Here is a 22,046-nt window from a genome sequence, read left to right on the forward strand (position 1 = left end):
CGGCCGGGCGTAGAACTGAGGCATGCCCCAGACCACCGGTGCGATCGCGAGCTGTCGACGAGGCTCATCAGGCTCGACGACGAGGGGCGACCGTTGACGCTCACCCGGTTGCTGCCGACGCTTCGGCGTTCCATCCCCGACCCCATCGACCCCGACCGGTGGCCGGCGGCGACCAGCGCGACGACCACCGATGTGGAGGTCGGCGGAGTGTCGCTGCTCCGGCTCGCCGAGCTGTGCGGAACACCCGCCGTTCACCTCGGACGCGCGGTCGTACCGGGCACCGATGGGCGACCGGCCGCTGTCGGCAGCACGGGCGTCGCGGTGGTGCGCGTGCTCGAGACATCCGCCGGCCTGAACGCTCGCACGGTCACGGTCACGGTCGATGCCGACCTTTCGGCACTCGACCCGGCGTGGTCCGAAGTCCGGCTCCTCGGGCGAGCTTCGGTGGCCCGCGTCACGCCGACCACGATGAGGGCCGCCGCGAACGGATGCCCCGTGTCGGTGCCGACCGATCTGCCAGCCGATCTCGTGGCCGGCGATCTGCTCGCGCTCCCCTACGCCGCGGCCGCCGACGAGGCCGGCGTCGCCCGACCGGCGAGCGGCTGGCGCACGACCGCTGATCGGCAGGAGCCGCAGCGGCCCGCCCCATCCACTGCCACCGGCTGACGTCGCCTGTGCGATTGTTCGGCGACGGTCGACCTGCTCCGCTGCTCGCTGTTCAGCTGTTCAGCTGTTCAGCTGCTCAGCTGTTCAGCTGCTCAGCTGCTCAGCTGCTTGCAGGTTGAGCCGCTCGGCTTGCCTGGCCGGCCCCTCGACCGGAGCACGCCGACCCCACACCGCGAACAGCACGAACGCGACCGTGAGGAACGCCGTGCCGCCGATAAGCGCCGCGGCGATACCGCGCGCCTCACCTCCGCTGACCGCCACTGCCGCGAAGACCGTCGTGAGGCCCGCGACGCCGATCGAACCGCCGAGCTGCTGCATGCCCTGCAGCAGGCTCGACGCCTGCCCGGTCTCGTCAGAAGGCGCCTGCGCCATGACGATCGACGTGATCGGTGCGAAGGTGAGTCCGGCACCGAGGCCGAGCACGATGGCCGGGCCGAGGATGCCGCTGAGGAAGGTGCTCGCGGTGCCGAGCTGTGCCATCCAGAGCATGCCGCCGGCGAGAGCGGCGAGCCCAGCGAGGGCGACCACCCGCTCACCGAGGCGCGCGACGAACCGGGGCGTCAGCTGGTTCACGACGAGCATGCTGCCGACGAACGGCAGCAGTGCGAGGCCGGTGCCGAGCGGGTCGTAGCCGAGCACGTTCTGCGTGAAGAGCGTCGCGAAGTAGAAGAAGCCGAACATGCCGGCCGGCACGAAGAGCATGACCCAGAACGGCACGGCGGATCGCGGTGTGCGGAAGTACGCGACTTGCACCACCGGACTCGAGTGGCGTCGCTCGATGAACACGAGCGCGACGAGGGATGCCGCCGCGACGGCGAAAGCCACGAGCGTGCGCGGGTCGAGCCAGCCGGACTCCGCGGCGACGGTGAAGCCGTAGACGAGGGCGACCATGGCGAGTGTCGACGTGAACGCGCCGCCCACGTCGAGACGAGCCCGGGTGCGCGACGTCTCGCGCAGGAAGGCGATCGCGCCGGCGACGATCACGAGGCCGATCGGCACGTTGACGAACATCACCCATTCCCAGCCGAGGGTCGTGGTGAGCACCCCGCCGAGGATGAGACCGATCGCCCCGCCCGAGCCGGCGGCGAGCACGAAGAGCGCCATCGCGCGGTTGCGCTGCCCGCCGCGCACGGTGTTCTCGATGAGCAGCACGAGCGTGCTCGGCGCGGCGAGCGCGGCGCCGACGCCCTGGAGCACGCGGGCGCTGACGAGCATCTCGGGATTCACGGCGAAGCCACCGAGCGCGGATGCCGCGATGAAGATCACGGTGCCGATGATGAGCGCACGGCGCGCCCCGATCATCTGGCCGATGCGTCCGCTCAAGAGGATGAGGCCCGCGAACGCGAGCGCGTAGGCCGTGACGACCCACGACAGGTTGGTGGGACTGAAGCCGAGCTCGTCGCGGATCTGCGGCAGCGCGACGTTCACGATGCTCGCGTCGACCACGAGCATGAGTTGGGTGATGAACACGACGATGAGGCCGAGCAGGGTGCGGCCGGTGAGGCGGGTGGCGAGGCCGCCACCGGCTGATTTCATGTCGACGGATGCGCCGACGGTGACGGATGCCCCGTCGCGGGCATCAGCCCCGTCGCGGGCGTGCGCCCCATCACGGGCGGATTCCTCGGAGACGGTCGCGGGTGGCGCTTCGCTCATTGCTGGTGCTCCTGGTCTCGCTGGGTTAGTGTTGTATCCGGAGAGAGTCTCCCCTTGTCGAATCGACAATACGGAGACAGTCTCCGCTTTGTCAAGAGGGTCGTCGTGGGACCCCGCAGGAGGAACCGTGAGCATCGAAGCCGCCGCACCGTCGCGGCCCATGCGCGCTGATGCGCGCCGCAACTACGACACCATCGTGAAGGTCGCCGGCGAGGCATTCTCGGAGCACGGCACGCAGGCGTCACTCGACGACATCGCGTGTCGCGCCGGCGTCGGCCCCGGCACGCTCTACCGGCACTTCCCCAATCGCGACTGTCTGCTCGAGGCCGCGCTCGTCGAGAGTCGCCTCGAGATCAACGAGCTCGGTGAGCGCCTGCTCGCTGACGACGACGCGGGCACCGCGCTCGATGCCTGGATGCTGGCCCTCGCCCGCCACGCGAACACGTGGGACGGCCTGCCCGACTCGATCGCCCAGTCGATCAACAACGAGAAGTCTCCCCTCGGCGCCTCGTGCTCCACCCTCGTCGACGCCACCGGCCGACTCCTCGAGCGCGCACGAGAGCAGGGTGCGGTGTCGGCGGACGTCTCGGCCCGCGACCTCTTCGTGATGGCGGGTTCGCTCGCGTGGGCGGCGTCGCGCCCGGGCGGCGGGGCAGAGGCCCGCACCGAGGCATCCGACGACCTGTCGCGACTGCTCGGCCTGCTCATGCGCGGCCTGCGCTGACCCTCCCTGCGGGTTGAGGAGGCGCCAGCGCCGTCTCGAAACCCGCTGAACCTCCCTGCGGGTTGAGGAGGCGCCAGCGCCGTCTCGAAACCCGCTGACCCTCCCTGCGGGTTGAGGAGGCGCCAGCGCCGTCTCGAAACCCACGAACCGGCTACCGCAGGGCGGGGATGACCTCCGCCGCGAACAACTCGAGCCCCGATCGGTCGTAGGCCGCCTCGGGGAAGTAGTGGATCGAGTACTCCAGGCCGAGTTCTCGGCGCTCGGCGAGCTTGGCGACCACTTGGGCAGGCGTGCCGACCGCGGCGTTCGGCGCGTGGAGGTCGGCGAGGTAGTCCGCGGTCTTCTCCGGTCCGAGGAAGGGCGCGACCCGCGCCTCGATGGCAGCGAGGCGCCGAGCGACATCCGCTTCGTCGGTGCCGACGACGGTGTGGAAGTTCGACGACCGGGTGATCGCCTCGAAGTCGGTGCCGAGGTTCTCGCAGTGCGCGCGCAGCACCTCGCTCTTGTGCGCGAACTCCTCGGGAGTGCCGGTGAAGTTCGTGTACGACGCGTACTTCGCGGCGATGCGCAAGGTGACCTTCTCGCCGCCGCCGGCGATCCAGAGCGGGATTCCGCCCGGCTGCAGCGGTTGCGGCTGCACGATCGCCCCGTCGACCTGGTAGTACTTCCCGGCGAGGGTGGCGGAGCCGGTGGTCCAGGCCTGGTGCATGATCTCGACCCCCTCGCGCAGGCGTCCGAGGCGCTCGGGCACGGGCGGGAAGCCGTAGCCGTAGGCACGCCATTCGTGCTCGTACCAGCCGCCACCGATGCCCATCTCGACCCGCCCGCCCGAGACGATGTCGACCGTGGCCGCGACCTTCGCGAGGTACGCGGGGTTGCGGTAGCTCATGCACGTGCACATCTGGCCGAGGCGAACGCGCGAGGTCGACGCGGCGTACGCCGCCATGAGGCTCCACGCCTCGTGCGTCGCCTCGGTCACCGAGGGCACGGGCGTGGTGTGGAGGTGGTCGTAGACCCAGATCGACTCCCAGGCCGAGCCGGGCGCATCGGCGTACTCGGCGAGCGAGCGCATCGTCTGCCAGTGCTGGGCCGGCTCGATGCCGACGAGATCGTGACGCCAACCCTGGGGAACGAACATTCCGAATCTCATGCCAACAGCATAGGGACGATTCGATGGATGCCTCGAGCCGCCGTGAGCCGGTGGAACGAGACGGTATCGGCGCGACTCATCTCAGCGTTAGCACTGAGGCAGCCTCACCTCCCGGGGCGTAGCTTCGGCCGAATGAACGAAGAGCAGCACTGCGAGTTCACGGCCGCCGACTTCGACGCGACCGTCATCGAGAGCAGCGGCATCCGCCTCATTCGCGTCACCGGCTACGGACTCTGCGCGAGTGCGGGCTGGAAGCTCGAGCTCATCGCCGCCAACCCCGGCGTCGTACCTCACCCTGAGAGTCTGTGGCTCGAGATCCGGGAGACGCCGCCGGGCGATGGGACCCCGCGGGTGCTCACCGAGGCGACGGTCGAGGCGATCATCGAAGACTCGCATGCACAGGAGATCGTCATCCGCTTCCGCTGGCGCGAGGGCTTCGTGCTTCCGCTGCGCGAGCGGGTCGGCGCCCTGCGCTGAGTTCGCGACGGCGACGACGACGAGCGCACGGATGTCGCGGCCTCACCCGAAGAGGCCGCGGCATCCGGGCGTCCGGCGCGACCGAAACGCCCAGGCGCCGGGCTCGGTGCGCCGCGCTCTACGCCAGCGCGAACCTGAGTTCCGCCATCGCCGGCCCCGACCAGACGGTGCCGTCGAGATCGGAGCTGCGCACCGTGACGACCTTGCCGCCCTTCGACATGACGAGCAGCGCGAGCTGCGGCAGGAGGTCGCCGGCGTGGGTGCCATCGCCCAGCTGCTCACCCGCGCCCTGCCCGCTCGCGAACTCGATGGCGCCGGACTCGCGGTCGAGCGTGCCGTTCACCGAAGTGGTGAAGTCGAACCAGAACACTTCGACCGCACCGTCGGCGGCCTCACGAGCGATCGCGGCGAGGTCTCGTTCGACGCGGCCGGCGGCACCCTCGGTGAGCTCGCGCAGCGCCCCGTCGGCCTCGGCGACGTTGAGCCGGCCGAGCTGCTCGCGCAGCGCTTCATCGATCTCTGAGGCGCCGAGTCGGTCGGGGGCGCCTGCGACACCGACGATGCGGCGCCCGTTGCGGATGCGGTCGGTGAAGAGGCTGAGCAGCGGTTCGGCAGCGAATACGAAGAGCGGCACGGTGCCCTCGGGGTCGCGCCGCATGAGCTCATGGCGCGTCGAATCGGCGACCCGTTTCGCATAGAGCTCGAAGAAGCCCTTTCGGCGCTCGTCGCCCTGAACCCCCCGATCGCCGTGCTTACCGCCGCGCGGCTTGTCGTCGTTCTCGGGGTCGCGGTTGATGGCATCGTCGAGGTTCTTGTCGTGCGATTCATCGACGTCGAGGCGCACCGCACGATCGGTCGGCGTCGCGTGCCAGAGCGACCACTCATTGGCCGACAGGGTGAGGGCGAATGCCTCCTGGTCTTGGCTCGGCGCCCGCAGCAGCTGGCCGAGGGTGAAGTGCGAGCCGACGTGCACGGCGTCGTCGAGGCGGTTCGGCAGCACGAACACCTCGCTGAACCCGGGGGCGACGAAGATCGCGATCGACCGGGCGAGTCCGGCCCACACCTGCTGGTCGCCGATCACGGCATCACGCTCACGGCGGAGCGCCTCGAGCTCGGCGTTCGGGGCGCCCGACGCCTTCACCTGTTCGATCGCCTCGTCGAATGAACTCTTGACGGCGACTTCAGCGCGCTCGCGTTCGCTCACGACGGGCGAGGTCGATGCGTAGATCGTGATCGCCGGGTGATGCACTCCCGCCAGCACCACGAAATCCGCTGCCGTGGGCAATGCGTAATGTACGGTCATCGTTTCTCCCCCAAGATCGTGCGACAGCGATGTCGCTCACACCCCAGCCTATGAAGGCCGGGGCGCGAGCGACACCCCCAAGCTCAGCCGACCGGGTGATTCGAACGGATCACCCGCGTCGGGTCGACGGCGTGCTTGACCGCGCGCAACCGTTCGAGCTCCTCTCCGAAGAGGCGCTCGGCCGGGCGCGCGTGCTCGGCGAAGTTCAGGTAGTCGCTCTCGGCACGCCACGGCTCGATACGCGAGAGCAGGCGGCCGAGGGACGCCGCGAGCGCGTCGTCGGCGCCCGGCACCGCGATGCCGACGCCGTACACGAGGTAGTCGCCGCCGAGACCGGCGACGACACCGGGCTCCGGCATCGCCTGAGCGGATGCCGCGGCGCGCGCGACCCCCGGCGACAGCATGCCCCCGAGGTGGCGGATCTCGGTCGAGAGCAGCGCCGACGAGGCATCCGGGCCCGCCGCGGCGACGAACGCGCGGATCGCTGCGGGCGGCAACTCGGCGAGCAGCATTCCGTCGCCGTACGCCGGAGTCGGCTCGGGCGGGTCCATGTGCAGTTGCAGCAGTTCGGCCGTGGTCTGCGGGTGCACGGTGTCGACCTCGGGCGCGAGGGCGCGCAGCGGCGCGAGCAGCTCGGCGACTCGCGCCGCACCCTCCTGAATCGCGACCTCGACGACGACGAGCGAACGACCGGAGAGGAAGGGCGGCAGCTCGGGCATCGGCGGCAGGCGCAGCACGCGGGCGACCGAGGTGACCGAGGCCGGCAGCTCGGCGGTCCAAGCCGACCAGGCAGCGAGCACGTCTTCGGTGCGCTCGATCGGCCAGAGCAGCATGCCCGCGCTCAGCTCAGCGACCTCGAAGAGCCGGAATTCGAGCGCGGTGACGACGCCGAAGTCGCCGCCGCCACCGCGCAGCGCCCAGAACAACTCGGGGTCGTGCTCGGCGTCGACGCGGCGCCGCACGCCGTCTGCGGTGACGAGTTCGATCGCGACGACGTGATTCGCGGCGAGGCCGTGCGAGCGGCCGAGCCAGCTGAGCCCGCCGCCGAGGGTGTAGCCGATGACCCCGACGTCGTGCGAGGAGCCGGCGAGCGCGGTGAGCCCGTGCGGTGCGGCCGCGGCGACGACGTCGCCCCAGAGGGCGCCCGCCTCGACGCGCGCGATGCGCGCCTCGACATCGACCTCGACACCGCGAAGCTCGTGCGTGCGCAGCAGGATCGCGTCGGCGAGCCCGTCGCGAGCGGCGAGCGGGCCGGCGTTGTGACCGGTGCCCTGCGGAGCGACGGCGAGGCCGAGGCCCTTCGCGGTGCGCACGGTGTGCACGATGTCCGCGGCGCTCCTCGCGACGACGACCGCGGTCGGACGCTGGTCGATGGCGAGGTTCCACGCAGCGCGGGCATCGTCCCAGCGCGGGTCGCCCGCGATCAGCACGTCGCCGGCGAGGCGGGCGTCGAGGAGTGCGAAGGCCTCACGCAACGAGAGCGTGGTGACGTCGTCGTGGCGCGACGGCGCTTCGGTGATGTCGGTCACTCTGGCCGAGGGCACAGGGGTGTTCACGGATGGTTCCTTTCGGGATGGTCGCGGTCCCATGCGCGCCCCGAGGGCGACGCTCCGACGGCCGCACGGATCCCCGGCGGCGCTCGCGACGTTACCCATCCAACATCGAAACCGGCGGCGCTGCTTCAGGGTCAGCCCTCCGATCGGCTCAGTGTCAGCACTTCCCCGTTCCCTGAGCTCAGGGAGCGAAGCCCGGAATATCGCGCCCTGCACTCCGGTTGCCCAAGGTGATGACTTCTTCACCCCGCCTCTCAGTACTCGACCTGATTCCGGTACGCAGCGGCCAGACGAGTACGGGAGCGCTCGCGGCATCCGTACGCCTGGCGCAGCTGGCCGACCGGCTCGGCTTCACCCGCTACTGGTTCGCCGAGCACCACAACATGCCCTCGGTCGCCTCGACGACGCCGCCCGTGCTGATCGCCGCAATCGCGGCGAAGACCGAGCGCATCCGTGTCGGTTCGGGCGGAGTCATGCTCCCCAACCACGCCCCGCTCGTCGTCGCCGAGCAGTTCGCGGCGCTCGAGGCGTTCGCGCCCGGCCGCATCGACCTCGGCATCGGACGCGCGCCCGGCAGCGACCCCGTCATCACGCAACTGCTGCGCATCTCGGGCCCGACGGCCGACGTCGACCGGTTCCCCGACCACATCGCCGACATCATGTCGCTGCTCTCGCCAGATGGCGCCTCGCTGCGACTCACGAGCGGGCGCGAGTACGCGATCACCGCGACTCCGGCGGCGACGGATGTCCCGACGCTCTGGCTGCTCGGATCGAGCGACTATTCGGCGAAGCTCGCCGCCTCACTCGGCCTGCCCTACGTCTTCGCGAACCACTTCTCGGGCGAGGGACTCGAGCGGGCGCTCGAGCTCTACCGCACGGAGTACCAGCCGAGCGAGGCGCACCCGGTGCCCGAGACGTTCCTCACCGTGAACGCGTCGGTGGCACCGACAGTCGAAGAGGCGCGGGCACGGGCGCTGCCGCAGCTGCACTCGATGGCAAGGCTGCGCACCAACCGGCCGATGCGGCCGCTCGAGACCATCGAGGAGGCGCTCGCCGCCCCCGCCGACTCGATCGGCGACGAGATCATCGCCGCGATGGAGCAACGCTGGATCATCGCGGACGCGGCGAGCGCCGCCGCCGAGCTGCGAACCCTCGCCACCCGTCACGGCATCGACGAGGTCATGCTCGCCCCGATCGGCGGCTCCTACGACGCCGAACCGGCAGATGCGACCCCCGGACGCGAGCAGACGCTCGAGTTGCTCGCCGGCGAACTGCTCACGAAGTGAGCCCTGCCGGTTGAGCTCGTCGAAACTGCCGGTTGAGCTCGCCGAAACCTGCCGGCCGATCTCGCCGAAACCTGCCGGTTGAGCTCGCCGAAACCCCCGACTACGCGATGTATTCACGCCCCCTGGCTCGGCGCGCCGACATGCTGCTGCCGCGCGCGATCAGGTAGATGAAGGCGGCGAGGAACGGCAATGCGAGCAGGAACAGCACCCAGAGGGCCTTCGCCCAGCCGCCCAGCGTGTCGTCACGGAACACATCGATGAGCAGCGAGATGAAGATGGCGATGCACGACACAGCGATGTAGAACCAGAAGAACCAGCTCAGAAAGTCCCAGAGAGTCACGGCCGTTCCCTTCCCCCGTGGGTGTGTCGATCACGCCCGCGTGGCTCGAAGCTAATCTGCCGCGAACGGTCGCACATCACCCGGATCGAGTGATGCCCTGGTTCGTGCGCCTCGTTCGGGGGGTCGGAAAGGCATGGCTACGAATTCGCGGGCGGTGCATACTGACCCATGGGACGGCCGCGCGCGTCCTTGGGGGGCACGAGTGGTCGAACACCTCGCTTCGGAGTATCTGGTCCAACGACCGGCACTGCAGCACCGCCTCGCCGGTGCACTGTCACTACCACTGACGCTCGTCGTCGCCCAGGCCGGTGCCGGCAAGACCGTGCTGCTGAGCCAGTGGGCCGCCGAGCACGAGACCGTCGCCTTCGCGTGGATCGACGTGGAAGCGGCCGATGACGACCCGGTGCGGTTCGCCCGACGTCTGCTCGCGGCCCTCGCCGAGGTCCGCCCCGAGGTGATGCACCTCGCACGACAGACCGCGCTGAACGCGGGAGGCCTGGGTGCCTCGCTGATCCGGTCGCTCTCGGCCGAGCTCGAGGCGTTCCCCGAGATCGTCATCGTGCTCGACGACCTGCACCACCTCTCCAACGGCACGCTGCTGGCCGACCTCGGCAGGCTCGCATCGACGATTCCGCCGAACGTGCACTTCGTCATCTCGACACGCGTCGATCCGCCCATCGCCTGGAGTCGGCTGCGGCTCAGGAACCGGCTGCTCGAGATCAGGCAGTCCGATCTCGCGATGACGGGCCCGGAATCGGCTGAGCTCCTCGCCAAGGTCACCCGTCGCGACATCCCACCGGTGATGCTCGAGGTGTTGATGACCCGCACCGAAGGGTGGGCCGCCGGTCTGCAACTGGCCGGACTCACCCTTCGCTTCCACGAGCGACCCGAGGACTTCGTCACCGAGTTCGGCGGCACCGATCGGCTGATCGCTGAGTACCTCACCGAGGAGGTGCTCGACGCGCTTCCCGAGGCCGACCGCGAGCTGCTGTTGCGGATGTCCCCGCTCGACACGATGACCGCCGAACTCATCGACCATCTCCTCGAACGCGCTGACGGGCAACGGCTGCTCGAGCGTCTCGAACACGAATCCGTCTTCCTCGTCGCGCTCGACGCCCACCGTGAGCGGTTCCGATTCCATCACCTCTTCCGCGACCTGCTCCGCTCTCGACTTCGCGCCGATGACGCAGAGGAGGAGTCTCGACTGCTGCGTCGCGCCGCAGAGTTTCATGCTCAGCGCGGGGAACTCACACCGGCGATCGAGTACCTGCTGCGAGCGCGGCAGTGGAACGCTGCCCTCGACGCCATCATGGCGCGCGGAAGCGATGTGTTCGAGCGCGGCGAGATGCGCACGGTCATCCGCTGGATCACCACCGTCCCAGAGGAAGCTCGGGCCGAGCGGCTCGATGTCGCACTCGAACTCGGCATCCTCGTCGGCATGCAGGGCGATGCGGTGCGTGCGGTCGACACCATGAGCGCCGTGGCGAACGACCCGCGCGCCACGGTCGGCCAGCGCATGGTCGCCCACGCGTGGATCTCGGCGACCACCCAGTGGAACCCCCGCCCCGCTGAGTCGCTCCGCGCAGCAGAGCAGGCGATCGCCCTGCTCGATGCCGACGCGGGTACGCCCGTTCCCGATCTGATGCACCTCACGAGTCCCCGGCTCCTGCGCACGCTTGCCGTCGGATCCGGGGGCCGATCGCTCTTCTTCGCAGGCAACCTCGCCGATGCGGAGCGCTGGCTGCTGCGGGCGCTGGAGACCGACGGGAGCTTCTACCCGCCGTTCCGGGTCGGGTTGCTCGGTTCACTCGCGGTCGTCCATGCGTGGTGCGGGCGAACCGTCCACGCCGGTCTCCTGGTGGCCGAGGCACTCGAGATCGCGACCACGGCGGGCCTCCTCACCCACCCGGTGATCGCGGACGTCTCCCTCGCCGAGGCGATGGTCGCGCTCGGGCGCAGTGATCCGGATGCCGCGGCAACACCCCTCCGGGACGGCACCGTCCGCGCGGAGGCGAACCATCGTGCACAACTGATGTGGCTCTCGCGCGCCCTGCACGCCCGCCTCGCGGCGGCCGCCGGGCGGTTCACCGAAGCCCTCGAGCGGGCCGAGCATTCGATGCTCGACGCCGGGCCGGGGCCCGCACCCGTCATCCTCGATCAGCTCGTCGCGGTGCAGATGATGGCGTTGCGCCGCACCGGTCAGGCCCGTGAGTGCCTGCGTGTGCACGGAGCGACGTCTCCGGCGACGCCCGCGATCGCGTTCGAGACCATCGCCGCGCTCCTGACCGTCGGCGAACGCGATGCGGCCGAGCGGATGCTCTCCGACACGGGCCACGTCTTCACCGGAGCACGACCGCTCGGCGACATCCGACATTCCCTGCTGCTCGCCTGGATCACGGAACTCGATGGCGGCCATCGCGGCGCCCTCGACCTCGTGGACACCGCGCTGGATCGTGCCGAACCCGAAGGGCTCATCGAGGTCTTCCTCGAATCGGGCCCCGTCGTACTCGACCTGGTCGCCGAACTCGCGCCGACACATGGCGGCCTGGCCGCCGCGATCGTGCGCCGGCGAGACGAGCTCGAGCCCCCGAACGCGAACGCCGGCCTGACCGAACCGCTGACCGAACGTGAACTCGAGATCCTCGCGTACCTGCCCGGCTACTCGACCACAGCAGAACTGGCGCGCGCGTGCTTCGTGTCGATCAACACCCTCAAGACGCACCTGGCGCACATCTATCGAAAGCTCGGGGTCTCGGGGCGGAGCGCGGCGATCGCAGAAGCCCGCGGACTCGGGTTGCTCACGCCACTCGGGCCGCTCACGCCGGCCGAGCCGGTACGTGCATGACCGACTCGATCTCGACGTTGAAGCCACGAAGCAGGTCGAGCACTCCGAGGAGCCGCGCCTGATCGGGCACCTGCCCGCGCAAGCGGGTCGAACCCGAGCCGCTCGCGACGACCTCGAATCCCTCGAGCTCGTCGGTGATCATCGCGCCGACCTCGCCTCGAACGAGGATCTCGAACGTCTCGGCGCTCATGATCTCCCCCCGATCGTTGTGACGACGACTCACACATTCGGTGTCGCGTCGACGCCGATCCCCCGTCGACGCGACCCCCGCGTCGCGAACCCCAGACGACGCGAGCCTGTACTAGATGCGCCGGCGGCGCCCGGGCGTCAATGCAGCACCGACCACGGCGGCCTTCGCAACCGGGGCCGGCCCAGGGCGGATCGCCGCCCCGACGACGGCGGCCCTGGCGACGGGTGCGCCGACCACGCCGACCCGTCCGATTCGTGCAGCTCTCAATGGCATGTCATGCTCCGCTCTTCTCGAGTGCGTCATCGGCATCGAGTGACGCGATGATCGCTTGGATCGGGATACGGCCGTTCGCGATCAGCTGTCCACCGGCACGCCGAGCCGCCGCGGCGAACGGCGCCGCCCAGAGGTTCTCGTACACGAGCACGCCGGCGACGCTGCCGGGCTCCATCGCGTTGGCGAGTTGCTCGACGTCGTCGGCGGCGAGCAACTCGGCGAGTTCGCTTTCGAGGTCGACGAGCGGGCCGAGGTCGCCGAGGTCGGCGAGTTCCGTGGCCTCGATCGACCCGTTCTCGTCTTTGGTGAGCACGATCGCGTCGATGAGGCGGATCGTGCCGGCGTCGACGAGCCGCACGAGCTCCTCCGCGATCTCGCCCGTGAAGTTCGCTTGCCCTGCCGGGAACTCGATCACGAGGAAGTCGACCGGTCCGAGGTCGTCCAGCGCCTGTTCAGTCATTTCATTCCTCCGGTTCGTGGCTGTGCCGCCAGCAGCGCAAGCGCCGCATGCCAGCCTCAGGGTCGTCGCGAACGGGCACCGACGCATCACCCGAACAGGATGATTCGGCGTCGCGCCGGTTTCGGTACGGTGATCGCGTCGTCACTGCGACGACCGCGGTGCCGAGCGCACGGATGCCGCGCACCAACGACTTGGGGGAACGTCATGAGTCTCGACCGCCACTCACGCAGCATGCTGCCGATCCCGGATCGCCCGGCGCCGGGCCTGACGACCTACGACGCGAAGGATCCGGACACGGCGTATCCGCCCATCGAACCGCTGTTGCCACCCGAGGGCGCGCCCAACGTGCTGATCGTGCTGGTCGACGATGTGGGCTTCGGGGCGTCGAGCGCGTTCGGCGGCCCGTGCAGCACGCCGAACGCCGAGAAGCTCGCGGCCGGCGGGCTGAAGTACAACCGCTTCCACACCACGGCCCTGTGCGCGCCCACGCGGGCGGCGATGCTGAGCGGCCGCAACCACCATTCGGTCGGCATGGGCAGCATCACCGAGACCGCGACGTCGGCACCCGGCAACAGCTCACTGAAACCGAACACGAAGGCCCCGGTAGCGATGACCTTGAAACTCAACGGGTACTCGACCGCCCAATTCGGCAAGTGCCACGAGGTGCCGGTGTGGCAGTCCTCACCGATGGGCCCGTTCGATGCGTGGCCGTCGGGCGGCGGCGGGTTCGAGACGTTCTACGGGTTCATCGGCGGTGAGAACAACCAGTGGGAACCTGCCCTGTACAACGGCACGACCCCCGTCGAGCCGCCGGCGACGGCCGAAGAGGGCTACCACCTGACCGAAGATCTCGCCGATCACGCGGTCAGCTGGATCCGCACGCAGAAGGCGCTCATGCCCGACAAGCCGTTCTTCGTCTACTTCGCCCCAGGGGCGACGCACGCACCGCACCACGTGCCGCAGGACTGGGCCGACAAGTACAAAGGGAAGTTCGCCGAGGGATGGGATGTGCAACGGGAGAAGACCTTCGCACGCCAGAAAGAGCTCGGTGTGATTCCCCAAGACGCGGAGCTCACGCCGCGCAACCCGCTGATCACGGCGTGGGACGACATGCCCGACGACCTGAAGCCCGTGCTCGAACGGCAGATGGAGGTCTATGCCGGATTCCTCGAGCACACCGACCACCATGTGGGCCGCGTCATCGACGCGATCGACGACCTCGGAGTGCTCGAGAACACGCTGATCTACTACATCATCGGCGACAACGGGGCATCCGCTGAGGGAACCATGAACGGTGCCTTCAACGAGATGGCGAACTTCAACGGCATGGCAGCGATCGAGACGCCCGAGTTCATGCGGTCCAAGATGGACGAGTTCGGCACGCCGAGCTCGTACAACCACTACTCCGTCGGCTGGGCCTGGGCGATGGACACGCCGTTCCAGTGGACGAAGCAGGTCGCCTCGCACTGGGGCGGCACCCGCAACGGCACCATCGTGCACTGGCCGAAGGGCATCGCCGAGCAGGGCGGGCTGCGGAGCCAGTTCAGCCATGTGATCGATGTCGCCCCCACGATCCTCGAGGCCGCCGGCCTGCCGGAGCCGACGATGGTGAACGGCGTGCTGCAGTCGCCCATGGAGGGCACGAGCATGCTCTACTCGTTCAACGACTCCGGCGCCGCCGAACGCCACGAGCTGCAGTACTTCGAGATGTTCGGCAACCGCGGCGTGTACCACCGGGGATGGAGCGCCGTCACGAAGCACAAGACTCCATGGCTCCTCGTCGATCCCGACGCCCACGCCTTCGACGACGACGTCTGGGAACTCTACGACGGCTCCTCCGACTACAGCCAGGCACGCGACCTCGCCCAGGAGCAGCCCGAGCGGCTGGCGCACCTCCAGCGGCTCTGGCTGATCGAGGCGACGAAGTACGACGTCCTGCCGATGGACGACCGCACGGGCGAACGACTCAACCCCGAGTTGGCGGGTCGCCCGACGCTGATCCGCGGCAACAGCCAGCTGCTCTACCCGGGCATGGGGCGCCTATCGGAGAACAGCGTGGTCAGCATCAAGAACAAGTCGTTCTCGGTGACGGCCGAGGTCGAGGCGCCCGAGGGCGGGGCGAACGGCGTGATCATCGCCCAGGGCGGCCGCTTCGGCGGGTGGACCCTCTACGCGTCAGAGGGCGCGGCGAAGTTCGTCTACAACGTGCTCGGCATCCAGTCGTTCGCAACCACGGCCGAGAAGCCGATTCCGGCCGGCACGCACCAGGTGCGCATGGAGTTCGCCTACGACGGCGGCGGTCTCGCGAAAGGCGGAGCAGTGACCCTCTACTACGACGGCGATGCCGTCGGCAGCGGGCGAGTCGAGACCACGCAGCCGATGATCTTCTCGGCCGACGAGACCACGGATGTCGGATACGAGTCGGGCACCACCGTCAGTCCCGATTACACGCCGGAGTCCAGTCGCTTCACGGGCAAGATCAACTGGGTGCAGATCGACGCCGGGGACGATGACCACGACCACTTCATCGACCCCGAGGAGCGCATGCGCATCGCGATGGCGCGCCAGTAGCCCCGACTGGCCCTGCGGGTTCGACGCGCGCGGTTTCGACAAGCTCAACCCGCAAGGTTCTGCCGGTCGGGCGCGGTTTCGACAAGCTCAACCCGCAAGGTTCTGCCCGTCGAGCGCGGTTTCGACAAGCTCAACCCGCAAGGTGCTGCCGGTCGAGCCCGGTTTCGGCAAGCTCAACCCGCAAGGTGCTGCCGGTCGAGACCAAGCTCAACCCGCACGGTTCTGTCGGTCGAGCTCGTCGAGACCAGGTTCAACCCGCAGGGTGTTGCCGGTCGGGCGCGGTTTCGACAAGCTCAACCCGCAGGGTGCTGCCGGTCGAGACCAAGCTCAACCCGCAGGGTGCTGCCGGTCGAGCCCGTCGAGACCAGGTTCAACTCGCAGGGTGCTGCCGGTCGGGCGCGGTTTCGACAAGCTCAACCCGCAGGGTGCTGCCGGTCGAGCCGGTCGAGACCAGGTTCAACCCGCACGGTCAGGCCGCGAGGCCGAGGCGGCGCAGGTCGTCGCTCGAGGCGCGGTACTCGTCGCCCGCTTCGACGGTGACCTCGCGCGGAACTCGGGCGCCGTTCTGCACCCGCGCGTCGATGCCGATGCTCGCGTACGCGCCGAGCACGGCGTTGCGGCCGACGACGGCGCGGCGCCCGACATGGGCGTTCACACCCACGACGGCGCGTTCGGCGACGATCGCGTCACCCTCGATCCAGCCGCCCGGGCCGATCTGAGCTCCGCGCTGCACTTCGGCGCCCGGGTCGACGTAGGCCGTCGGGTCGACGAACGCAGTCGGATCGACCTTGGCGGTCGTGGCAACGAGGCCCCGGCCGTTCACGTGCTTGCGATAGCGACGCGTGATCCCGGCTTCGTCCTCGAACTCGACATAACTGATGCCCACGTTCTCCTCCTTCCGGGGTGGTGATTCCACACCCGAACACTGGTACAACACTGCAGCTGACCGGGGAATTCCCGCACCGCGCGAGCTGGTGCGCTCGGGGAGATCCGCGTAGTATCAAAGTGGTACCAACCGACCGGAAGGCAAGCAGTCATGGCGATGAATCTGCGCATCGACGAGGCCGACAGCGCGCTGCTGCGCGCCCTGGCAGCGAAGGAGCACCGCTCGATGAATGAGGTTGCGATCCTCGCGATCCGCGATCGGGCCGAGCGACTGTCGAAGAGCGAGCGCACGCGCGCCGCCCTCGACCGCATGGAGATCCGCGACGCGGCTCTGCTCGAAGCTCTCTCGAAGTGACCGAATACGTCGATCCCCTCGATATCGAGGAGTGGCTCGCCCGAAGAGGCCTGCATTTCCGAGACCGCTCGCTCTTCCTGTCAGCCTTGGCGGGCCCGCTGCCGGTATTCGGCGAAGAGGTCTACGAAGGCCTGCACCTGAAGGCCGCGGTCTTGATGGTCGGCATCAATCGGAACCATCCGCTGCTCGATGGGAACAAGCGCCTGTCATGGGCGGTGACGCTCGTCTTCTACGACCTCAACGGGTACGACCTGAGCCCATCGGGCGACGCGGACCCGTTCATCCGGCGTGCCGCCGCCGGCAGCGAATCGTTGGTAGCGGTGACGGAATGGCTCGAACGGAACGCACATCCGATCGCAGGTTCCAAAGATTAGGCTGTCCTAAGCACTACGGATGCCGCGTCGCGGGCCGTCCGCCGACCACCACCTCGCCCAGGCCCAGCCATGCCCTCTGCACCGCTTCTCGAGCTCGATCATGTGAGCATCCTGCATGCGGGCGCGGAGTTCCCCACCCCGGTCGACGTGTCGTTCGATGTCGCGCGCGGCGAGGTTGTGCTGATCCTCGGTCCGAGCGGCTGCGGCAAGTCGACGCTCACCCTGGCCCTCGACGGGCTCGTACCGCACGCGGTGCCCGCAGCTCTCGACGGCACAGTGCTCGTCGCGGGGCTCGACACCCGCGAGCATCCCGTCGGCGTGCTGAGTGCGCACGTCGCCATGGTCTTCCAGGATCCCGACGCGCAGATCGTCACCGCCACCGTGCTCGACGAGGTGTGCTTCGCGCCCGAGAACCAGCTCGTCGAGGCATCCGAAGTGCGCCAGCGTGCCGAGCGCGCACTGAAGCTCGTCGGCCTCTGGGATCGTCGCGCCGAGAACCCCGACGTGCTCTCGGGCGGCGGTCGGCAACGTCTCGCGATCGCCTGCGCGCTGGCGATGGCGGCGCCCGTGCTCGTGCTCGACGAACCGACGGCGAACCTCGACCCGGCCGGCATCGACGAGGTCTATGCGGTGCTGCGCGAACTCGCGAGCGAGCGCGAGCATGCTGTCGTGCTCGTCGAACACAACCTCGACTCGGCCGTCGACATCGTCGACCGGGTGATCGTGCTCGACGCCGATGGGCGGCTCGTGATCGACGGGCCCGCGCGTGCGACCCTTCGCGAACGGGCGGATGAGCTCGCCGCCCTCGGCGTCTGGCTGCCGGTATCGACGCTCGCGGCGATGCGCCTGCGCGACGCCGGGGTCGTACTCGACCCGCTCCCCCTCACCCCGGCCGAGCTCGCGGCGGCCCTCGACGCGCAACCCGCCCTGCCTGCCCCGCTCGGCGAGTCGACGCCCCGGCCAGAGTTCCGCCCCCTGAGCCAGTCGAGCCCCCTGAGCCCGTCGGACGGCTCCCTGATCCCGTCGAAGGGAAGGGACGGTGAGCGCGGGGGGTCCCTTCGACAGGCTCAGGGAACGAGTGCGGATCAGGGAACCGGCGTCGCGATCCGCGCCCGCGCCCTCTCTGTGCGACGCGGCGGGCGACGAGGTCCGATCGTCGTCGACGACGTCGACCTCGAGGTGGTGACCGGGGACTTCCTCGCGATCGTCGGCACGAACGGCGCCGGTAAGACCACGCTGCTGCAGGCGCTCGCGGGCGTGATCCCCGCACCGCACGGCACGGTCGAGGTGCTGGGCGTCGACCCGGCCCGCTGCGACACCCGCGAACGCGCCCGCCGCATCGGCTTCGTGTTCCAGAACCCCGAGCACCAGTTCATCGCCCCGACGGTCGCCGAAGAGCTCGCACACGGCCTGCACCAACAGGGCGCGAGCACCGCCGACATCGAACGCGGCGTCGACGCGATGCTCAGCCGCTTCGGGCTCGAAGCCCTGCGCGACCGCCACCCCTTCCTCCTCTCCGGGGGGCAGAAACGCCGCCTCTCGGTCGGCACTGCCCTGATCGCCGGCGCCCCCGTGCTCGCCCTCGACGAACCCACATTCGGACAGGATCGTGCACGCGCCGCCGAGCTCCTCGACCTGCTGCGCACCCTGAACGACGACGGGGCAACCGTGCTCGTCGTCACTCACGACCTGCAGCTCGTTGCCGACCATGCGAGTCACATCGCGGTCATGGCCGAAGGGCGCCTCCTCGGCGTGGGCCCGGCCGCCGAGGTGCTCGCGGGGCCGCTCATCGAACAGGCCGGACTGCGTCACCCGCCGCTCGCCCGCGCTACTCGCGGTCTCAAGCGGCACCCTGCCTGGCATTCGGTGGTGCGGATGTCGCAGCTGCCGGTCACTTCGAAGGCGAACTCGTGAGCACGTCCGACGCGCGCGGCGCCGAGGCCTCGCTCGGCGCGGCCGGGCACGACCGTGAGCGCCTCGCCGGTACCGGAGCATCCGCGGCGCCCGACCTGGCTGTGCCCGACCCGACGACCCTCGATCCGTTCGCCGAGCATCGCGCCCAACACCCCGCGCACTTCCTCTACGCCCTGAACCCGTTGGCCAAGCTCGCGGCGCCGCTGCCCGTGATGGTGTTCGTCGTGTTCAGTCGCGGCATCACCGTGCCGCTCGCGTTCGTCGCATTCACGATGGCGATGCTGCTCATCGGGGCCAGGCTGCCGGGGCGCGCGGTCGCCGCGCTCCTCGTCGGCACCCCCGTGGCCGCTGCGGTGCTCGGCGTGACGTTCGGCGTGTGGATCGACCCGTCGAGCGTGGCCGGCGAGCCGGAGGCATCCATCACCCTCGTCTCGATCGGCGACTGGGACTTCACTCTCGCCGCCTACCTCGTCGGGCTTGCGACGGGGCTGCGCATCCTCGCGATCCTGCTGCTGTCGCTCATCGCCGGCGTCACCTCGACCGGGCCCGAGTTCGTTCGCGCGATGGTGGCGAACCTCAGGGTGCCGTACCGCATCGGCTACACGGCGCTGGCCGCACTGCGATTCGTGCCCCGCTTCGGGCACGAGCTCGAGATCATCCGGGCCGCTCATCGCGTTCGAGGCACGGATGTCGGGCGCGGGCCGGGCGCGGCCGTGCGACGTGCACTCGGCTACATCGTGCCGTTGCTCGCCTCCGCGATCCGCCATGCCGAGCGAGTCGCCCTCGCGATGGACGCCCGCGCCTTCGGCGCGCACCCCGCTCGCACCGAGCGGCACCTCTCGCCGTGGCGCGTGCGCGACACGGTGTTCGTGGCGTGCTTCCTCGTCGTGAGCGCGGCCATCGCTGCGCTGACGTGGGGCCGCTGAGCGCGCGCATCCCGCACACCCGTACCGGGAACGACGATGGGCCGGACGGCACGCCGTCCGGCCCATCGAGCAGCGTGCTACTGGGCCGCCGCGGTGTCTTCGATCTCGACGAGGAACACGAGGGTCTGGCCGCCGAGCTCGTGCGCTTCGGCATCCGTGCCGTAGGCGTACTCCGGCGGAATCGTCACGATGAGCTTCGTGCCGACCTTCTGGCCCACGAGCGCCGCGCCGAAGCCCTGGATGACGCCGTCGGTTGTGAACGTCGCGGGGTCGCCGCCGTAGCTCTGGTCGAAGATCTCGCCGGTGTCCCAGCTGGTGCCCTGGTACTGCACGGTGACGCTGTCACCGGCCTGCACCTCGGCGCCGTCGCCCTCTTCGAGCACCTTCAGCTCGAGCTCGGTCGACGGCGGGGTGCCGGGCAGGGTCACCGTGGGCGCTTCGCCTTCGGCGCCGAACTTGACCTCCGGCACGTTCTCGGTCCACTCGGCGGGCTTCAGCGGCTCCTGCACCTCGACAACGTCGATGACGATGACGACGGTCTCGCCGGCGGCGACGCCGATGGTCTCGTTGCCGGTGTCGCCGTAGAGCGTCGACGCGGGCGCGACGGTCACGGTGCGCGAGCCGACGGGCACGCAGTCGATGCCGGCGAGGAACGACTCGAACACGCTCTCGTCGCCGACGGTGATCGTGGTGGGCTGCGAGAACAGCGACTCGCCGCTCGTGCCCGAGAAGGCGGTGACGACGACGTTCATCGGGTCACCGGCAGCGGTCTTGTCGCCGTCGCCATCGATGACAACGGTGCGCTCGAGTTCTTCGGCCTCGAGCGGCGTGGTGAATGTGGCGGTCGGTGACGCGGCGAACTCGCCCTCGACGGTGACACCGTCGCTGAGCGAACCCGACTTGACGTCCATGCACTCGGCGGCGGTGGGCGTTTCGGATGCCTCGGGCTGGGAGCCGCCGGCGCAACCGGCGAGGAGCAGGGCTGCCACGGAGGCGAGCGCGATGGGCGCGGCGCGGCGCAGGGCACGGTTCATGGAGGAAGTCTCGATTCGATCGTCAGCTGTGTGCTCCCAGTCTGCACGGTTCTGCTTTCGATTGCCTGAGTTCGTGCTCCCTGTTGCCTGAGTCGGGAGTCGGGATCCCACGGCGAACCACCGGAATCCGCTCGTTCTGGGCCGATCAGGGCCAGAATGGGTGAATGGGGGACAAGTTGGGGGAACCTGATCTCGCTGGAGGATTCGCGGCTGGGGCCGCGTCGTTCATCGAGCTCGATGACGCGCTCTGGAATCCGATCTCGACCGCGGCGGTGGCGCGGGCGCGGCCGCGGTTCGACGAACTCGTGCTCGACGCATGCTCGGGCGACGGGGCAGCCGCGTTGCCGACGGCAGAGCTCGTGGGCGTCGGCGGGGTGGTCGATGCGGTCGAGCTCGCCGAACCGCTCGTCGAGGTCGCACGAGAACGAGCAGGCGAGCGGATGCCGCAGCTGCGCTTCCACGTCGCCGACGTCACGAGTTGGGAGCCCGCGGGGTACGACCTCGTGCAGTGCGTGCTGGGCGTCTTCTTCTTCCCCGATCCCGATGCCGGCGCCCGTCACCTGATCGAGCGCGCCCGGCCCGGCGGCCGGGTCGCGATCACGGTCTGGGCCCGGGGCGCATTCGAGCCTGTGCCGGAGCTGCTCGCGGCGGCCGTGCCCGATGGGGGCGCCGAGCTCGATGACGACGGCCCGCGCGCGGCTGGGCTCGACTCGATCGACACCGCGGGAAGTCTCGCGCAATGGCTCACCGGGCTCGGGCTCGCGGGGGTGCGCGCCGAGACGGTGCAGCGGCACCTCGACCTCACTCCCGAGCTCTCATGGACGCTCGTGCTCGGCACCCCGCTTCGCTTCATGCTCGACGGACTCGACGAGAAGGCGACCGCGGGTGTGCGGGAGCGCTTCCTGAGCTCGCTCGAAGAGCGCGACGTGGCCTCGATCGACCTGACGACCCTCATCGCCGTCGGTCGGCGTGCGCCCTGACGGGGTCGTGCTCCGTACTCGGGGCAGGCGTCCCACCCAGCACGTCTCCGGCCTGAAGTACATGGAATGGTCGAACACGATCATGGC

21 protein-coding genes are annotated in these 22,046 nt (G+C 69.5%); 11 read left to right on the forward strand and 10 right to left on the reverse strand.

The window, feature by feature from the left end:
- Positions 1 to 93: 93 nt before the first annotated feature.
- Entirely contained in the window at positions 94 to 666 is a 573-nt protein-coding gene (locus AC1C2T_RS01050) for a hypothetical protein (RefSeq protein ID WP_495363200.1), read from the forward strand.
- An 84-nt stretch (positions 667 to 750) separates the two neighbouring features.
- On the opposite strand, the gene AC1C2T_RS01055 is transcribed toward AC1C2T_RS01050, so the two are convergent.
- Positions 751 to 2,319: an MFS transporter gene (locus AC1C2T_RS01055; RefSeq protein ID WP_495383926.1), complete on the reverse strand. Its 1,569-nt coding sequence runs from the start codon at positions 2,317 to 2,319 to the stop codon at positions 751 to 753.
- Between the two features lie 127 nt (positions 2,320 to 2,446).
- Here AC1C2T_RS01055 and AC1C2T_RS01060 point away from each other — a divergent pair, with 127 nt between their 5' ends.
- Entirely contained in the window at positions 2,447 to 3,043 is a 597-nt protein-coding gene (locus AC1C2T_RS01060) for a TetR/AcrR family transcriptional regulator (protein WP_495383927.1), read from the forward strand.
- Between the two features lie 151 nt (positions 3,044 to 3,194).
- Here AC1C2T_RS01060 and AC1C2T_RS01065 read toward each other — a convergent pair whose 3' ends face one another.
- Positions 3,195 to 4,193 carry an LLM class F420-dependent oxidoreductase gene (locus AC1C2T_RS01065; protein WP_495383928.1) on the reverse strand — a complete coding sequence of 333 codons (999 nt, stop codon included), beginning with the start codon at positions 4,191 to 4,193 and terminating at the stop codon, positions 3,195 to 3,197.
- 132 nt (positions 4,194 to 4,325) lie between these two features.
- Between AC1C2T_RS01065 and AC1C2T_RS01070 the strand changes: the two genes are divergently transcribed.
- A complete protein-coding gene (locus AC1C2T_RS01070) occupies positions 4,326 to 4,670 on the forward strand; it encodes a hypothetical protein (RefSeq protein WP_495383929.1) in 345 nt (114 codons plus the stop codon).
- A 118-nt stretch (positions 4,671 to 4,788) separates the two neighbouring features.
- Here the strand turns inward: AC1C2T_RS01070 and AC1C2T_RS01075 are convergent, their stop codons facing one another.
- Complete coding sequence (locus AC1C2T_RS01075) at positions 4,789 to 5,973, reverse strand: baeRF3 domain-containing protein (protein WP_495383930.1); 1,185 nt, start codon at positions 5,971 to 5,973, stop codon at positions 4,789 to 4,791.
- Positions 5,974 to 6,056: 83 nt separating this feature from the next.
- Positions 6,057 to 7,529: an FAD-binding oxidoreductase gene (locus tag AC1C2T_RS01080; RefSeq protein ID WP_495383931.1), complete on the reverse strand. Its 1,473-nt coding sequence runs from the start codon at positions 7,527 to 7,529 to the stop codon at positions 6,057 to 6,059.
- 230 nt (positions 7,530 to 7,759) lie between these two features.
- On the opposite strand from AC1C2T_RS01080, the gene AC1C2T_RS01085 reads away from it, so the two are divergent.
- Positions 7,760 to 8,812, forward strand: coding sequence for an LLM class flavin-dependent oxidoreductase (locus AC1C2T_RS01085; RefSeq protein ID WP_495383932.1), 1,053 nt, complete (start codon positions 7,760 to 7,762; stop codon positions 8,810 to 8,812).
- A 100-nt stretch (positions 8,813 to 8,912) separates the two neighbouring features.
- On the opposite strand, the gene AC1C2T_RS01090 is transcribed toward AC1C2T_RS01085, so the two are convergent.
- Positions 8,913 to 9,152 carry a PLDc N-terminal domain-containing protein gene (locus AC1C2T_RS01090; protein ID WP_495363192.1) on the reverse strand — a complete coding sequence of 80 codons (240 nt, stop codon included), beginning with the start codon at positions 9,150 to 9,152 and terminating at the stop codon, positions 8,913 to 8,915.
- A gap of 202 nt (positions 9,153 to 9,354) precedes the next feature.
- Between AC1C2T_RS01090 and AC1C2T_RS01095 the strand changes: the two genes are divergently transcribed.
- Positions 9,355 to 11,997: a winged helix-turn-helix domain-containing protein gene (locus AC1C2T_RS01095; protein WP_495383933.1), complete on the forward strand. Its 2,643-nt coding sequence runs from the start codon at positions 9,355 to 9,357 to the stop codon at positions 11,995 to 11,997.
- On the opposite strand, the gene AC1C2T_RS01100 is transcribed toward AC1C2T_RS01095, so the two are convergent.
- The 3 genes from AC1C2T_RS01100 to AC1C2T_RS01110 form a co-directional block, all read right to left on the reverse strand.
- Positions 11,969 to 12,187, reverse strand: a complete 219-nt coding sequence (locus AC1C2T_RS01100) for a DUF8691 family protein (RefSeq protein ID WP_495363190.1) — start codon at positions 12,185 to 12,187, stop codon at positions 11,969 to 11,971. The two genes, AC1C2T_RS01095 and AC1C2T_RS01100, sit on opposite strands and share 29 nt — an antisense overlap.
- A 111-nt stretch (positions 12,188 to 12,298) precedes the next feature.
- Positions 12,299 to 12,460: a hypothetical protein gene (locus AC1C2T_RS01105; protein WP_495363189.1), complete on the reverse strand. Its 162-nt coding sequence runs from the start codon at positions 12,458 to 12,460 to the stop codon at positions 12,299 to 12,301.
- Between the two features lies 1 nt (position 12,461).
- Positions 12,462 to 12,920 carry a DUF6325 family protein gene (locus AC1C2T_RS01110; protein WP_495363188.1) on the reverse strand — a complete coding sequence of 153 codons (459 nt, stop codon included), beginning with the start codon at positions 12,918 to 12,920 and terminating at the stop codon, positions 12,462 to 12,464.
- Positions 12,921 to 13,124: 204 nt separating this feature from the next.
- On the opposite strand from AC1C2T_RS01110, the gene AC1C2T_RS01115 reads away from it, so the two are divergent.
- On the forward strand, positions 13,125 to 15,491 hold the full coding sequence (locus tag AC1C2T_RS01115; RefSeq protein WP_495383934.1) for an arylsulfatase: 2,367 nt from the start codon (positions 13,125 to 13,127) through the stop codon (positions 15,489 to 15,491).
- A gap of 469 nt (positions 15,492 to 15,960) precedes the next feature.
- Here the strand turns inward: AC1C2T_RS01115 and AC1C2T_RS01120 are convergent, their stop codons facing one another.
- A complete protein-coding gene (locus AC1C2T_RS01120; RefSeq protein WP_495363186.1) occupies positions 15,961 to 16,377 on the reverse strand; it encodes a transferase in 417 nt (138 codons plus the stop codon).
- A gap of 156 nt (positions 16,378 to 16,533) precedes the next feature.
- Between AC1C2T_RS01120 and AC1C2T_RS01125 the strand changes: the two genes are divergently transcribed.
- From AC1C2T_RS01125 to AC1C2T_RS01140, 4 genes are all read left to right on the forward strand, one after another.
- Complete coding sequence (locus AC1C2T_RS01125) at positions 16,534 to 16,731, forward strand: hypothetical protein (protein WP_495383935.1); 198 nt, start codon at positions 16,534 to 16,536, stop codon at positions 16,729 to 16,731.
- The gene (locus AC1C2T_RS01130; protein ID WP_495383936.1) at positions 16,728 to 17,105 is read left to right on the forward strand and encodes a type II toxin-antitoxin system death-on-curing family toxin; all 378 of its coding nucleotides are present in this window, start codon (positions 16,728 to 16,730) and stop codon (positions 17,103 to 17,105) included. Before AC1C2T_RS01125 ends, AC1C2T_RS01130 begins: the two co-directional genes overlap by 4 nt.
- A gap of 69 nt (positions 17,106 to 17,174) precedes the next feature.
- On the forward strand, positions 17,175 to 19,019 hold the full coding sequence (locus AC1C2T_RS01135; RefSeq protein ID WP_495383937.1) for an ABC transporter ATP-binding protein: 1,845 nt from the start codon (positions 17,175 to 17,177) through the stop codon (positions 19,017 to 19,019).
- Positions 19,016 to 19,945 (forward strand): energy-coupling factor transporter transmembrane component T, encoded by a 930-nt coding sequence (locus tag AC1C2T_RS01140; RefSeq protein ID WP_495383938.1) that lies wholly within the window; start codon positions 19,016 to 19,018, stop codon positions 19,943 to 19,945. The genes AC1C2T_RS01135 and AC1C2T_RS01140 overlap by 4 nt, the downstream gene beginning before the upstream one ends.
- A gap of 77 nt (positions 19,946 to 20,022) precedes the next feature.
- Here AC1C2T_RS01140 and AC1C2T_RS01145 read toward each other — a convergent pair whose 3' ends face one another.
- On the reverse strand, positions 20,023 to 20,979 hold the full coding sequence (locus AC1C2T_RS01145; protein WP_495383939.1) for an FKBP-type peptidyl-prolyl cis-trans isomerase: 957 nt from the start codon (positions 20,977 to 20,979) through the stop codon (positions 20,023 to 20,025).
- 164 nt (positions 20,980 to 21,143) lie between these two features.
- Here AC1C2T_RS01145 and AC1C2T_RS01150 point away from each other — a divergent pair, with 164 nt between their 5' ends.
- Positions 21,144 to 21,959, forward strand: coding sequence for a class I SAM-dependent methyltransferase (locus AC1C2T_RS01150; RefSeq protein ID WP_495383940.1), 816 nt, complete (start codon positions 21,144 to 21,146; stop codon positions 21,957 to 21,959).
- The last annotated feature ends 87 nt before the right edge of the window (positions 21,960 to 22,046 follow it).

This window comes from Agromyces sp. Y558, assembly GCF_059445415.1.